Annotated in this window: 8 protein-coding genes, 1 pseudogene and 1 CRISPR repeat array; of the genes and pseudogenes, 2 read left to right on the top strand and 7 right to left on the bottom strand. The window is 38.4% G+C overall.

Annotated features, from left to right (window positions below; genetic code table 11):
- The first annotated feature begins 1 nt into the window (after position 1).
- Both BMSHG_RS28250 and BMSHG_RS14390 read left to right on the top strand, forming a co-directional pair.
- Complete coding sequence (locus BMSHG_RS28250) at positions 2-148, top strand: hypothetical protein (protein WP_019155145.1); 147 nt, start codon at positions 2-4, stop codon at positions 146-148.
- The gene (locus BMSHG_RS14390; protein WP_019155146.1) at positions 139-2571 is read left to right on the top strand and encodes a choice-of-anchor A family protein; all 2433 of its coding nucleotides are present in this window, start codon (positions 139-141) and stop codon (positions 2569-2571) included. Before BMSHG_RS28250 ends, BMSHG_RS14390 begins: the two co-directional genes overlap by 10 nt.
- On the opposite strand, the pseudogene BMSHG_RS29455 reads toward BMSHG_RS14390, so the two are convergent.
- The 7 genes and pseudogenes from BMSHG_RS29455 to BMSHG_RS14430 all read right to left on the bottom strand — a co-directional run.
- A pseudogene (locus tag BMSHG_RS29455) lies at positions 2564-2758 on the bottom strand (transposase); the annotation flags it as partial. The gene BMSHG_RS14390 and the pseudogene BMSHG_RS29455 overlap by 8 nt on opposite strands.
- Positions 2759-3025: 267 nt before the next feature.
- Positions 3026-3796 carry a DUF4825 domain-containing protein gene (locus BMSHG_RS26245; RefSeq protein ID WP_316245673.1) on the bottom strand — a complete coding sequence of 257 codons (771 nt, stop codon included), beginning with the start codon at positions 3794-3796 and terminating at the stop codon, positions 3026-3028.
- 731 nt (positions 3797-4527) lie between these two features.
- Positions 4528-5490, bottom strand: coding sequence for a tRNA dihydrouridine synthase (locus BMSHG_RS14410; RefSeq protein ID WP_028988130.1), 963 nt, complete (start codon positions 5488-5490; stop codon positions 4528-4530).
- Between the two features lie 617 nt (positions 5491-6107).
- On the bottom strand, positions 6108-6791 hold the full coding sequence (locus BMSHG_RS14415; RefSeq protein ID WP_019155151.1) for a helix-turn-helix domain-containing protein: 684 nt from the start codon (positions 6789-6791) through the stop codon (positions 6108-6110).
- 323 nt (positions 6792-7114) lie between these two features.
- A complete protein-coding gene (rlmD, locus tag BMSHG_RS14420; RefSeq protein ID WP_019155152.1) occupies positions 7115-8530 on the bottom strand; it encodes a 23S rRNA (uracil(1939)-C(5))-methyltransferase RlmD in 1416 nt (471 codons plus the stop codon).
- 645 nt (positions 8531-9175) lie between these two features.
- Positions 9176-11389: direct repeats of the CRISPR family, unit length 32 nt; unit sequence ATTTCAATCCACACACTCATGTAGAGTGCGAC.
- Between the two features lie 485 nt (positions 11390-11874).
- Positions 11875-12819 carry a Gfo/Idh/MocA family protein gene (locus tag BMSHG_RS14425; RefSeq protein ID WP_019155153.1) on the bottom strand — a complete coding sequence of 315 codons (945 nt, stop codon included), beginning with the start codon at positions 12817-12819 and terminating at the stop codon, positions 11875-11877.
- An 81-nt stretch (positions 12820-12900) separates the two neighbouring features.
- A complete protein-coding gene (locus tag BMSHG_RS14430) occupies positions 12901-13455 on the bottom strand; it encodes a TetR/AcrR family transcriptional regulator (RefSeq protein WP_019155154.1) in 555 nt (184 codons plus the stop codon).
- Between the last annotated feature and the right edge of the window lie 310 nt (positions 13456-13765).

Genomic DNA, 13765 nt, shown 5'->3' on the forward strand with positions numbered 1-13765 from the left:
AATGTCAACGAATTTAAACTGCATTAACACTCCTGTTAAATGGAGTAACATTCAGAAAAGGTTTCACTATAACCTCAACGATGTTCGTAATATGACGATTATTGGCTCGATTTTCGTTGAAAAGGAGGGAATGGAAAAATGGCAGTAAACCTTGGACCAATAGGCATTTACAATGTGTTTGTGATACAAGATATGAATATGAGCAATACAGATGCCGAAGGAAGAGTAGCCGTAGGAGGTAATGTTACCTTGCAAAACTACGGAATAGGCGCTTCCATCTCACCATTACCACCCTTTGGAACGGATGCCTCTTTTGTAATTGGCGGTAATGTAAATGTTACAAGTGGTTCGAATTTTAGTGGCAATACTATCAGAAGAGCATCTAGTTCAGTAATCAATTATACTATGGGAAACCCAAACGGTACTTTTGTAACTGGGAATCCAATCAATTTTACAGAGAAAGCAACTTATTTAAAATGCGCAAGTACCTTTTGGGGCAATCTGACGGCAACTGGTACTGCAAGTGTAAGCTTTGGGGGATTAACTCTAACCGGTACCGAGCCAGATTTGAATATATTTGAAATAAATGCAAATGATGTAGCAGGGTCAGGATTGTCACTGAATCAGTTGAATGGCATCAATATTGTAGCTCCACTAAGTTCTACAGTTTTAATCAATGTCATAGGAACAAACATTGCATTTGGTAGTTACCAAATTTTTAGAAATGGAGTAACCGCAACTCGAAGCGATGCACGATTAATCCTTTGGAATTTTCCTCAAGCAGCAACATGGACTAATAGTACGACCGCAATATATGGCTCGGTATTGGCCCCATTTGCAGATGCAACTACCGTATCTAGCCAAATTAATGGCAATATTATTTTTAACTCTCTTACGGGAACTTCCGAAAGTCATAATGAATTGTTTGAAGGAACTCTGCCTGATCCGCAGTCATGCTTAACTGAAATCGCTTCCATCTCGATAGAAAAAGAGGTTTCGCCTGATAATGGTGTAACATGGTTCTCGGCAGATACTGCCCCAGGACCGGATGTGCCTTCTAACACAAATCCGCGTTTTCGTTTCACTGTTACAAATAATGGAACTGCTACACTAACCAATGTTATAGTTACGGACGATGTTTACGGTTTAATTGGAACAATAGCTACACTGGAGAAGTCCGCTTCGGACCAATTCATTTTCGATGGAACATGGGTACTTGGTCAAAACGTGAATACCGCGACGGCAACTGGTGAATATGACGGCAATACCTTCTCTGACACCAATTCGACATATTGGGTAGGTGTGGAAGCGGCACTTCCGGCGATTACCGTGAAAAAGGAAGTATCGCCAGACAATGGGGTTACATGGTTCGATGCAAACAAGCTTCCAGGCCCGAATGTAGTTTTTCCCAACAATCCGCAGTTTCGATTTACAGTTACAAACACAGGAAATGTTACGTTGACCAATGTTACCGTGACGGATAATGTTTATTTAACGGTTATCGGTCCAACGGATTTGAACCCCGGCGAATCGGAAACAGTAACAATTAACGGCACATGGGCACTTGGCCAGCAGTCCAATATTGCGACGGCAACATGTGATCAGGGGGTTACCCATGAGAACACGGCATTTTGGTTTGGGGTTGAAGCGGCCGCACCGTCCATTGAAGTAGACAAATACGTTTCACCAGATAATGGGGTCACATGGTTTGAAGCAAATGCTCCTGTAGGCCCACCTGTACCACAAGGCACAGATCCACAATTTCAATTCACAGTTGTTAATACGGGCAATATCACGTTGACCAATGTTATAGTAAATGACAATGTTTATGGCTTAGTGCTTGGACCAATCGCAAGTTTAGCCCCCGGTGAATCATCATCCACAATAGTTGTTGGTACATGGGCACTTGGGAATCAAATGAATATTGCAACAGCAACATCTGACGAAGGAGTATCCGATGCTGATGTCGCATATTGGTTCGGCGAAGAAGCTCCACAGCCAGAAATTAATATAATAAAAGAGGTATCTAACGATAACGGGATTACCTGGTATGACGCGGATACACCTCCAGGATTAAATGTTGCCATAGGGACCAATCCTTTGTTTAGAGTTACAGTTACTAATGTGGGAGACGTAACCTTAACCAATGTCCAAGTAACGGACGATATATACGGTTTTGTTGGGACCATGCCCGTTCTGCCACCGGGAGATTCAGCTAGTTGGATTATTGTCGGTACCTGGGTGCTTGGACAAAACGTGAATGCCGCAACGGTAACTGGTGAATATGACGGCAATACTCTCTCTGACACCAATTCGACATATTGGTTTGGCGTCATCCCTTCCATCACCATTGAGAAATATGTTTCGGTAGATAATGGAGCAACATGGCAGGAAGCCGATACGTCTCCAGGACCGTTGCTTCCAGACGGAGTAACACCGCAATTTAAATTCATCGTAACAAATACTGGTGATGTGACGCTTACCAATATTGAAGTAACCGACAGCGTATTCGGCGTTATTGGAACCCTCCCATCACTTGATCCCGGTGATTCCAACGAATGGATTATTTAACTGATTCAAAATACAATGAAATATGCTTCTTAGATAACAGAGAGCAATGTTTTTCTATACGTTTTCGGGGTTTTGGCATACTTGGATAGTAACTGCCTTTGTGAGGTTTTCGAATCTTCAAATCTAGTGTACCTAGCCATGTGTCCAATTCATGATGATAACCATTTCTTTGCGTGGCGCGTTCCGGACTTCGTTTGTATCAACCTGGGACGCTGCCACAACTTCCAATAATGAATTAACAAGAACATTCATAACCTCTCTCAAAAATCAAGATGACCGTCAGATACACTCCTGCGCAAAAGATTTAAAAATGAAATTCTATTTATAAAAGCTCGGCGCGATTTTACATCACTACTATAAGAGTGGACTATAAAATCCAAGTGTAGATGTCTTGATTCGAATTTTGCAACATTATAATAGCAAGATTTTCTTCCACAAGTTGTGCTATATCATTTTAATCTCTATATTTTCCATTATAAGATGTACCCTTAATCAGCTTACTAAATTCTTCTTCGCTTATGGCAAAATCACGCACATCTTTTCCATATTGATCATTTGCCCATTCTCGTGTGTACTGCATATTATAGGAGGTTAGCCCGTCATTTAGGTTAAAATTGATATATTCTACGTTTCCAATCAAGGCAAACATAATGATAGCATTAACTTCAAACTGTTGTTGATTTGCTTCATCACTATAAAAATTTCTAGTCTCTGTATCCGTTTGTAAATTTACAGTTATTGCAAAAGGCTCACTATCAGTAGAAAGCTCAAAGTAATCGTAATCGATGTTTTTAGGGAACGTTAATAAAAAGATGATACCTCCAACTTTTGAGTTATTGCCTACATACTCGGTTTTATTTTTTAAAAACTGAGAAACAAGAGGGTCATCACCTGATTTAGTTGTAATTAAATTGGTAACTAGAGCAACCACAAGTACTACAATTGCAACTAAAGTAACAGCAATCACCCAAAATTTTGGCTTTCTATAATTTAACACGTTTTTAATCCTCCCCTTTACATTTCCCTTGTCAAAAGCTAGAGAAGTTCCTCTTAAAATACGCTTTCCGATAGCAAGCAACAGCAATGGATTAACATAAGTTTTTTGTGTTTTCATGCATACTTTTAATACGCTTTCATCACAGAAAAGTTCCATATCCTTACTCATTAAAAAAAATGAAAGCCATACAAGAGAATTAAGCCAATGTAATATTAAGAAGGCTAATATCTTAAAGTAACTATTACATCTACCCCTATAGCAATAGTATCAATTTCTAATAGCTTTTCATAGAGATTATGGCAAATGTCAGATTGGTAAGCACTATAATCGGCTTTATCCCAAGCTATTACAAGGTATCGTTTTATTCTTTGAACGTTAAAATCATTATTTAGTGACATGCAAATAAAATTTGAAGCAACTCATCTGTTGCTCCATTAACCTGTGATAATCTATTTTAATAAGATGAATTGTTTCTCAATTAAAATGTACAAAATTCCGGCTTAGACTCATAAGCTATAAAGTACATTGAAACAGTTTGCATTAAAGTGAATTATTTACTTTGCATGCGCCTTATCTAAGTTATCGTAATCACCATTTCTACGAAAAGCTAAGTTATGTTAAAACCACAGAATACAAACAAACCAATAAATTAATATTCTTTAAATATGAAAAAATTTAATTGCAGCTAGGACAAAACCCTCCTTTAAAACATTAAAAAAGCCAGTGAGGTTTTACTCGTCGTAAAATTTCACTGGCTTTTCATTTTTCAAAATAAAATAAAGATTATTTCTGATAAAATGAATTTTTCTACCTAATCATATGGAATGAAGGATTCTTAACATGAATCAATTAACTTTACCTTTTCGATTTAATAGTAAAATTATAAATACACATGAGTTGATAGGATTCATTTTCCCTCTAATTTTTATGCATTACCTCATTCTACTGTCCCTGTCCTGTCAACACTTTTTTTCAAAATGATCAAGTAATTGACGTACTTCATCCGTTGACTTTGTGTTCATCAATTGATTTCTTAACATGCTTGCTCCAGGAAATCCTTTGACATATATTTTGAAAAAACGATGGAGCCCAGTAATTGGACGTGGCAGTTTTTCTAAATAGTAGTCATAAAGATCAAGATGATATCTTAGAAGATTGAGATACTCCATACTACTATGCTCTTTCGGCTCTTTTTCAAAGGCAAATGGGTTTTTAAAAATTCCGCGCCCAATCATAACCCCATCCACACCATATTGACGAACAAGTTTCAGTCCTGTTTCACGATCAGGAATGTCCCCGTTGATGGTTAGTAGCGTATTCGGTGCCACACGATCACGTAATTTCTTGATTTCTGGAATCAGCTCCCAGTGTGCCTCTACTTTGCTCATTTCCTTTCTTGTACGTAAATGAATAGAAAGATTTGCGATATCCTGTTTTAAAATATGCGTTAGCCACTCCTCCCATTCATTTACATCCGAATAGCCAAGTCGTGTTTTCACACTGACAGGCAGTCCACCCGCTTTTGCTGCTTCAATAAGTTCTGCTGCGACTTCTGGACGCAGAATAAGTCCACTACCTTTCCCTCTCGATACCACATTCGGTACAGGGCAGCCCATATTAATATCAAGGCCTTTAAATCCTAGCTCTTTCATCCCAATACTCATTTGTCGGAAATATTCGGGCTTATCTCCCCAAATATGTGCCACCATTGGCTGTTCATCTTCTGTAAACAACAAACGACCCCGAACACTGTTCTTTCCCTCAGGATGACAATAGCTATCCGAGTTTGTAAACTCTGTAAAAAATACATCCGGTCGACCTGCTTTACTTACTACATGGCGAAAAACAACATCCGTCACATCTTCCATTGGCGCAAGTATAAAAAATGGTCGTGGTAAATCACGCCAAAAATTATCAATCATTGCAAACTCAAATCCTCTCATTACTGATACAACTTTAAACTATCTGTCAGTCAAAAATATAAAGTGAAACTTTTAATCACTGGGGTTTCTTCATCCTCCACCGAACTAGAGAAACTCAGGTTAAAGGCGCCATGTCCTATGACACCTGAAGAACCAACATCTTATTAGCCTGAACCAATTGGGTTTTTATGGGCAATTGATTCCTTTCCTAACTTCTTTGCTTTCGCTAAATTTTGAGGTAGAAGCATTACAACCCATTAATGCGGGATAAAACCGCTTTTTTTACACTAACATCATGTTTCCTAACTTACTATCATACACTAGTATATTTGAATATGGATCATTTATGAAAATCGCCATGTATATTTTAACGAAAATCAGTCCTGAATGGTATTTTCACAAACGAAAAAGCAGATAGTATAGACTTTTTACGATATCAACTGCTTTTATGTATATGATATTTGAAGTATCAATTCGTGTGTATTTTACTTTAATTTTTCTTTATATTAAAGTCTCCCATACAAAAATCGAAGCATAAAAAGGCTCCTCGCCGCCATAATGGTAGTTGAGGAGCCTTGGTTTGTCTAATACAAACTGGGATTTATCTTTTTTTGAACTTATTTTACAATTTCAATTCGTTCATACTCCGTTCCGGGATTTTTCTGAACAGCTTTAAAAAATAAAGTCTTATGAACAATTTCATCTGGATTCAGTGAACTGTATGATTTCTCATAACTAAATCTGGGCACCTGGTTGAATTGAGTGACTGCAAGATAATCTGAAATAGTAAAAATTGCAAATAATAGAATGGCACATCCGACAACACTCAATATACGTAAGCTTCTCTTTACGAATACAGATTTAATCATGAAGTAAGCTCCAATTATTAAAATGATACTTCCGATAATTGAATAAATACTTCCCCAGCTGCTATCATTGGGGAATATCGCTAAGGCCGAAATAATGATGAATATACCGAATAATGACATCAGATAACTAATCACTTTTTGTTTTCCGTACTTTATCTCGTTTTGTCCATATTCTGCCATTTTAATAGCAGTATCTCTTGTCTCTTGATTCATATTCTCGCTTTTCCTTTCTCCATTGACAATCTCAGGAATACTAACATCATAAAAATCTGCTATCTCGATGAGCAGACCTATATCTGGCATATTCCTGCCGGTCTCCCATCTTGATACTGTTCTGCCAGAGACATTCAGCTTTTCAGCCAATTGCTCCTGCGTCAAATCTTTTTCTTTTCGAAGCTCTTTTAGGAACACTCCGATTTTGATTTGATCCATATGGATGACCTCCTTTTCTCTGCCAGATTACTACCAGCAGGCATTTTTTAACACGACACAAAGCGAGAAATGCCCTGTTAATGCCTATAGACAACCTTGTCTAATTGCTATATTTCTCTATTTTCTGCTCAGACATCTAAATCACAGCCCGAGCTCGATGTTATCCAAATCACTAACTCAATCCTAACGCAAAAACATCCCAATCGGCTACTCAAACCCTCCGAAGAAAAGTGTAGATAAGTTTTCTTAGAGTGATAGTTCGATTCTCACGTTCAAAGCAAGCCTCCTCCTGCGGCGCTTACGCTCAGACTTCCGAAAAGTCTTTACTTCAGGCAATTTTTGTTGGTCATCCCTTTTACCCTTGACATCAAGGCAACGCACTCCACATGCACCGTATGAGGGAATAAATCCACTGGCTGCACTTTTTCAAGTCTATAGCCAAATGGCACAAGCTCTTTAATATCGGTTGCAAATGTATCTGGATTACAGGATACATAGACAATTCTTTCTGGCTGGGAACGTCCAATTCTCCTCATCACTTTTCCACCAGCTCCTGAACGAGGAGGGTCAAGTAACAATAATTCAGGTCGCCCAAAACTTTCAAGTACCTCATCAATGCCTTTTCGAGCATCCTTTGCTAAAAAGTATGTGTTCGTTAAGCCATTATCCAAGGCATTACGCTTTGCAGATTCAATCGAACTTTCTACAATTTCGATCCCTGCGAGTTTCTCTACTTTACTTGCAAAAGGTAGAGAGAAGGTTCCCACTCCACAGAATAAATCAATCATTTTTTCTGTTTTCTTTGGTTCCCCCATCTCAACGGCTAAATCCACTAACTTTTGCGCTTGCGTTGGATTCGTTTGGAAGAATGTATCAAACCATAGTCGGAATCGATAGCCATCCATTTCATCGTAAATAAAATCTCTTCCCGCAAGAACATGACTTTTTTCAGATTGCGTGCGGTCCGCCCAATCCGTATTTTCTAGCCACATTAAGCTTTTTACTTGGGGAAATTTATCTTCCACACGTCTGATTAAATTGTTCACAGCTTCTTCAAGCTCGCCAGTCGGTGCTTCAGTCGCAAACAATGCAAGCATCATTTCACCAGTTACAAAGGATTGACGAACCATAAGATGACGTAATAAACCTTCGTGAAGATCTTTATTATAGCCTTTTAATTGATGTTCTTTCGCCCATATCGCAACTTCCATTGCTGCTTCAACCATTTCTTTTCCTGCAATTAAGCATGTTTCCAGAGAGATAATTTTTCGGAAATTCCCTTGTTCATGTAATCCTAATTCGCCTTCGGGTGAAAAAGTGAATTCCATTTTATTACGATAACGCCAAGGTTCGTCCATTCCGATTGTATCTTGTACAAGATCTGGATTGAATCCTTGTGCTTCGATGGCTCCTTTAACATGAGAAGTCTTTTGCTGTAGCTGGCCAATGTAATCCCAATGCTGCCAAACACACCCTCCACATTTATCAAAATGAGGACAAGGTGGTGCGGTCCGTTCTGAATGAGTTTCAATAATCTCTTCTAATTTCGCCCGTCTTCTGCGACGTTCTGGCTTGTCCACTGTTACACGAACTTTTTCACCTGGAAGAACTTGAGGGACTGTTAGTCTCAACTTCTTCGGGTTTCCTTTTTCATTTTCACGCCAAACACTCGCACGTCCAGCACCTTTTTCATCTAAACTTTTTATATCAACAATCATTTCTTCATTTGTAATCGTCATGTTAAAATCCTCTCCATTAAATCTTTTCCTTCAATTAGTATAAAGGACTAACATGGATTTGGGAATGTTTCTTGTTTTAGTAGATATTAACAAGGGAGTTGATGGTGCTTTAAAAAGCTTAGCTTTTATGGCACCTCTGTTTTTGTACTATCTATGTACTTTGTAGGCGAAGCTTTCCGTAGGCGGACCGTGAGCTGATTGGAGCAAGCCCCTTTAAATCTCACCTGGTCACGCTTTTCCCGCAGGACACGCCACCTTCCGTTCCAATCAACAAAATGTGCGCAAACCATATAAAACCTCTCATTTTGGTGCTCTTAAATCAGCACAACAAATTAATCCTTGAAAAGAAGATTCCTTATGTATATGAATAATACAACTACATCACCAATAGATATCGAAATCCTAATTTCAGAACATTCGCCCTTGCCTAATTAACGTCGAAGAATAAAAATGAATTCTGCTACTACTCTTCATAAAAAGTAATAAATGTGTTTCTAATGTGAAAATTTGTCGACTATTAATCTACTAACCTTTTTATGTTGCGACACCCGGATCAAACGGAATGGTTCGCTTTGTGCAAATTACAATCCACGCACCTAAGTAAGGTGCGACGAGCATCAACAGAATCTTGTTGTGAAATGGTCAATTTCAATCCTCACACTCATGTAGAGTGCGACTAAAATCAAGTAATTCACTTTCAAACAATTTATTATTTCAATCCACACACTCATGTAGAGTGCGACCAAAACCTAAAAAAGTAAAAAAGGCAGCTAGACCATTTCAATCCACACACTCATGTAGAGTGCGACACAGGTTTCCTTAACCAGTTACCTATGATTATGATTTCAATCCACACACTCATGTAGAGTACGACTACAAACCAAATTATGTTCAGCCATTCCTTTATATTTCAATCCACACACTCATGTAGAGTGCGACATTGCGTGGGACATCCATGTCAGCCATCTTAACTGATTTCAATCCACACACTCATGTAGAGTGCGACTATGTAGCCTAATTCTCGCAGCATCCCTCTGCTGTATTTCAATCCACACACTCATGTAGAGTGCGACAGCCCTTGTCTTGATAACATCTTCCCACTCATCAATTTCAATCCACACACTCATGTAGAGTGCGACTCCATATTTTTATTCATATAATCTTTCCTTTCTATTATTTCAATCCACACACTCATGTAGAGTGCGACTTCCTAATCCATATAAAACACCAGCACCAGCGAATTTCAATCCACACACTCATGTAGAGTGCGACTTTCCTCCAGAAGATAATGGAAAGTATGCAAACAATTTCAATCCACACACTCATGTAGAGTGCGACGCTTTGCCTTCTCGCTGTACTCATTTGTATCGATGATTTCAATCCACACACTCATGTAGAGTGCGACTTGGATTAAGTGCAGCTGGTCTATTTGACCAGACATTTCAATCCACACACTCATGTAGAGTGCGACGCTTTAACAGCTATTTTAGGAGACGTGACATCAGATTTCAATCCACACACTCATGTAGAGTGCGACACTTTCACTTAAACTGGTCAAATCTCACTGCAAAAATTTCAATCCACACACTCATGTAGAGTGCGACATTGATAGCGATCATCTTTCCAGATGAGTCAGTCTATTTCAATCCACACACTCATGTAGAGTGCGACTGTACAAATCCTACCTTTTGATTACTAAAGCAATATTTCAATCCACACACTCATGTAGAGTGCGACGATGTTCTTTGGGCAGAAATCGCCAAGTGGTTAATTTCAATCCACACACTCATGTAGAGTGCGACAGAGGAAAAGAAAATGACGGATTTAGCACTAATGATTTCAATCCACACACTCATGTAGAGTGCGACATGCTCATAAATGTTCCCCAATACAACAACCTTTATTTCAATCCACACACTCATGTAGAGTGCGACAATTGGCGAATTTATAAAGCATGACCCATCGTTAATTTCAATCCACACACTCATGTAGAGTGCGACATCGTTTCGTTTATAAACATTCCAACAAATACACCATTTCAATCCACACACTCATGTAGAGTGCGACGTCGTGTAGTGTGGAGGTGCTTGTGCGAATGCGGATTTCAATCCACACACTCATGTAGAGTGCGACGCTGGAGCAAGAGTCGGTTTACCCGCAGACTTTTATTTCAATCCACACACTCATGTAGAGTGCGACAAATCACGATCCTCAGTAGGAGTGAATTTTGATTATTTCAATCCACACACTCATGTAGAGTGCGACTATATCGATATGCTCATTCGCTTGATTTTATTTAATATTTCAATCCACACACTCATGTAGAGTGCGACTAAATACTTCTCTATTGCCTCTTTAACTGAGTTATTTCAATCCACACACTCATGTAGAGTGCGACTGCAATAAATACAGCAGGAAAAGTCCAAGTTCCTATTTCAATCCACACACTCATGTAGAGTGCGACATGGAAGGGGGTGAGATATGTGAGCATAAATATATTTCAATCCACACACTCATGTAGAGTGCGACTGGTTCAGATAGGAACTTTGTTCGTGAAATCTTATTTCAATCCACACACTCATGTAGAGTGCGACGCCTTAACCCAGTCAGAGCCATCCCATGTGTAAGATTTCAATCCACACACTCATGTAGAGTGCGACTGTAAGAAGTGTGGAAAGCCGAACGGATATGCAACAATTTCAATCCACACACTCATGTAGAGTGCGACGCAGATGCATCCCCAGCTCCGGCAACAATAGCTATTTCAATCCACACACTCATGTAGAGTGCGACATGGTGTCACTTGGTAATCCATTGAGGAGAGATTATTTCAATCCACACACTCATGTAGAGTGCGACAGCGATTTTTAATCTAAATAAGTAAAATTACACTTTTTTTAGAGATAAAAACGCTATTTTTCTTGTTGTACAAGAAACTATTAAATAAAAAGATTAAAGTTAATGGAATTGTCCTCATTTACTAGGTGCGAATCTCCTAGGAAAAACATGTGAGCTTCACATTCGCACTTAAAATTGTAAGTGCTCTATATAACATTAGACTTCTATCTTCTTTAAAGTACTAATTATTAATGTACGACTTCATAATTAAGTTCAATTTTCTTTATGAATAAGAATTGGCACAAGAACTAGTCTTCTTTGGATTTAGCACATACATACACTTTTCATACAGACCAGTTTAATTTCCCTGAATAACAGCAAACACGTATGAAGCATTTCTCCTATTATAGTAAAACTTAACATTTTCTCAGACAATTTGGAATTAAGATTGGCAACTGGAAGTTTACTTTTTCTAAAATGAGACTTGTTTCAAAAACTCTCTTTCTTTACACTTTCCTCAATTCCTCAAGCACTACTTGAGCCTTATAGCCAACCTCAAAATCATATAGTTCTGCATCTTGGCCTTGAATGGCTTTAACCACTTCATCGATTAGATGATTCGGTGTAACGCCTTCTGTTAAAATCGTCTCGAGCTCTGCGCCTATTTTCCCTGACTTCAATTGACCCCAGTTTTCAAGTGCCAGCGTTCCTTCTGAACCGAAAGCTGTGAAACCAATATATTCTTTACCAGCAATTTCACTTAATCCTTCAATTAAAACAGGTGTGCCATCCTCTAGTTCTGCGGTGGCAATGATTCCAGTCTCGCATTTAAGTGAATCTCCAGGTAATTCTAGACGAGTTTGAATATTTTTTATATCGCCGAAAATCTTTAATGTTTGTTGAATAAAATGGACTCCTACTTCTAACACAAATCCACCTTGCTCTCGCTGTCCTACCCATTCATTTTTTTGCCATGGACGTGGCCATTCTGGAAAATGCATGGTGAGCTGTAATCTTCTCAACTTTCCGATGTCATTTTCATGAATTAATTCGGCAAACTTTGTTGCTGCTGGCCCATAATTAAGCGGGAAATTCATCGCATGAACCACCCCTGCTTCTTTTGCTGCTATTAGCATTGCCTTTGCCTCTTCGACTGAGTTTGCTAAAGGTTTCTCACATAAGACATGCTTCTTTGCTTGCAGCACTTCCATCACGATTGGAAAATGATATTTTGGTGGGACAGCTACGTAAACAAGGTTGACCTTTGGGTCAGCGATTATTTCTTGATATTCTGTATAGGCGTGTGCTCCCCCAAGTGAGGCAGCAGTTTCTCTTGTCAGTGATTCTAGTTGGTCACAAACTGCCGCTATTTCTATATCTGGATGCTCCGAGAATTGTTTAATTAAACGTTGCCCAATTGCACCTAAACCTATGATTCCGATATGTAACAAATGAAAAATCCCCTTTCCTCATGCTATATCTATCGTACATGAGGAGAAAGAAACTGTCATTTATTTCTTAATTTTCTTTATTTACTTTTTCGTCACCATTAAAATGATTTGTTTTGCTAAATAGTTTGGGCTATAGGGAGTGTCTTCCCTTAACCACCACGTCACGATTCCTAATGTCGAAGAAGCAATAATTTCATTTGGCACATGAAACGTTTTTCCTCTCTCTAATCGGTCTTTTTCCCATAACGTGACAATTTCTAATAAAAGTTCAAACATTCTCTGTCGGAAATCATGATTTTCTAGCATGACCTTAAAAAGTGCTGAATGGGCATATATATGTTCTAGAAAAGAGATCAACCGTGAACGAGGTGGTGTTTGTCCTTTCTCACGTTTATCAGGTGAGGGTGGTGCGATTGTATCGTACATATCTTCTAAAATTTCCCCAATCATTTGCTCCATTAAGTCTTCAATGTCTCGGTAATGCAAATAAAATGTAGCCCGATTTAATTGCGCTCGATCGGCGATATTTTGGACCGTTAGTTTTCGTGTATCCTCATTATCCTCAAGTAAAGAAATCAGCGCCTCTTTAAACAACTTTCTTGTTCGTACAATGCGTGGATCTATCTTTCTAGACATTTCATCCATCCTTTAACTATTATCAAGGTTTTAATTGACATATTTTAAAGAAAACGTCGAGTACTCAACAGTTCTTCTTAAAGTGTAAATGTCATTTTTCCCTTTAACATGTTACTATTTATTTTATCGACATTTTGTCAATTAAACAACTATATGATAATTAAGTGTAACTTTGAAAGGAATGTAAAATAGATCATGGAACAACCTAGAGAAGAACTCAATAGAGGAGTTTTATTGTTTGTCATTCTTTTAGGAGCGTTTTTATCCGTTCTTAATCAAACGATTTTAAATGTTGCTTTACCGTAAGCCC

Source organism: Robertmurraya massiliosenegalensis JC6 (assembly GCF_000311725.1).
GTDB lineage: Bacteria > Bacillota > Bacilli > Bacillales > Cytobacillaceae > Robertmurraya > Robertmurraya massiliosenegalensis.

What these genes read in the sequence shown, in the direction of transcription:
- BMSHG_RS28250 (WP_019155145.1), top strand. Translation starts at nt 2, where the DNA reads ATGTCAACGAATTTAAACTGCATTAACACTCCTGTTAAATGGAGTAAC.
- BMSHG_RS14390 (WP_019155146.1), top strand. Translation starts at nt 139, where the DNA reads ATGGCAGTAAACCTTGGACCAATAGGCATTTACAATGTGTTTGTGATA.
- BMSHG_RS14410 (WP_028988130.1), bottom strand. Translation starts at nt 5,490, where the DNA reads ATGATTGATAATTTTTGGCGTGATTTACCACGACCATTTTTTATACTT.
- BMSHG_RS14415 (WP_019155151.1), bottom strand. Translation starts at nt 6,791, where the DNA reads ATGGATCAAATCAAAATCGGAGTGTTCCTAAAAGAGCTTCGAAAAGAA.
- rlmD (WP_019155152.1), bottom strand. Translation starts at nt 8,530, where the DNA reads ATGACGATTACAAATGAAGAAATGATTGTTGATATAAAAAGTTTAGAT.
- BMSHG_RS14430 (WP_019155154.1), bottom strand. Translation starts at nt 13,455, where the DNA reads ATGTCTAGAAAGATAGATCCACGCATTGTACGAACAAGAAAGTTGTTT.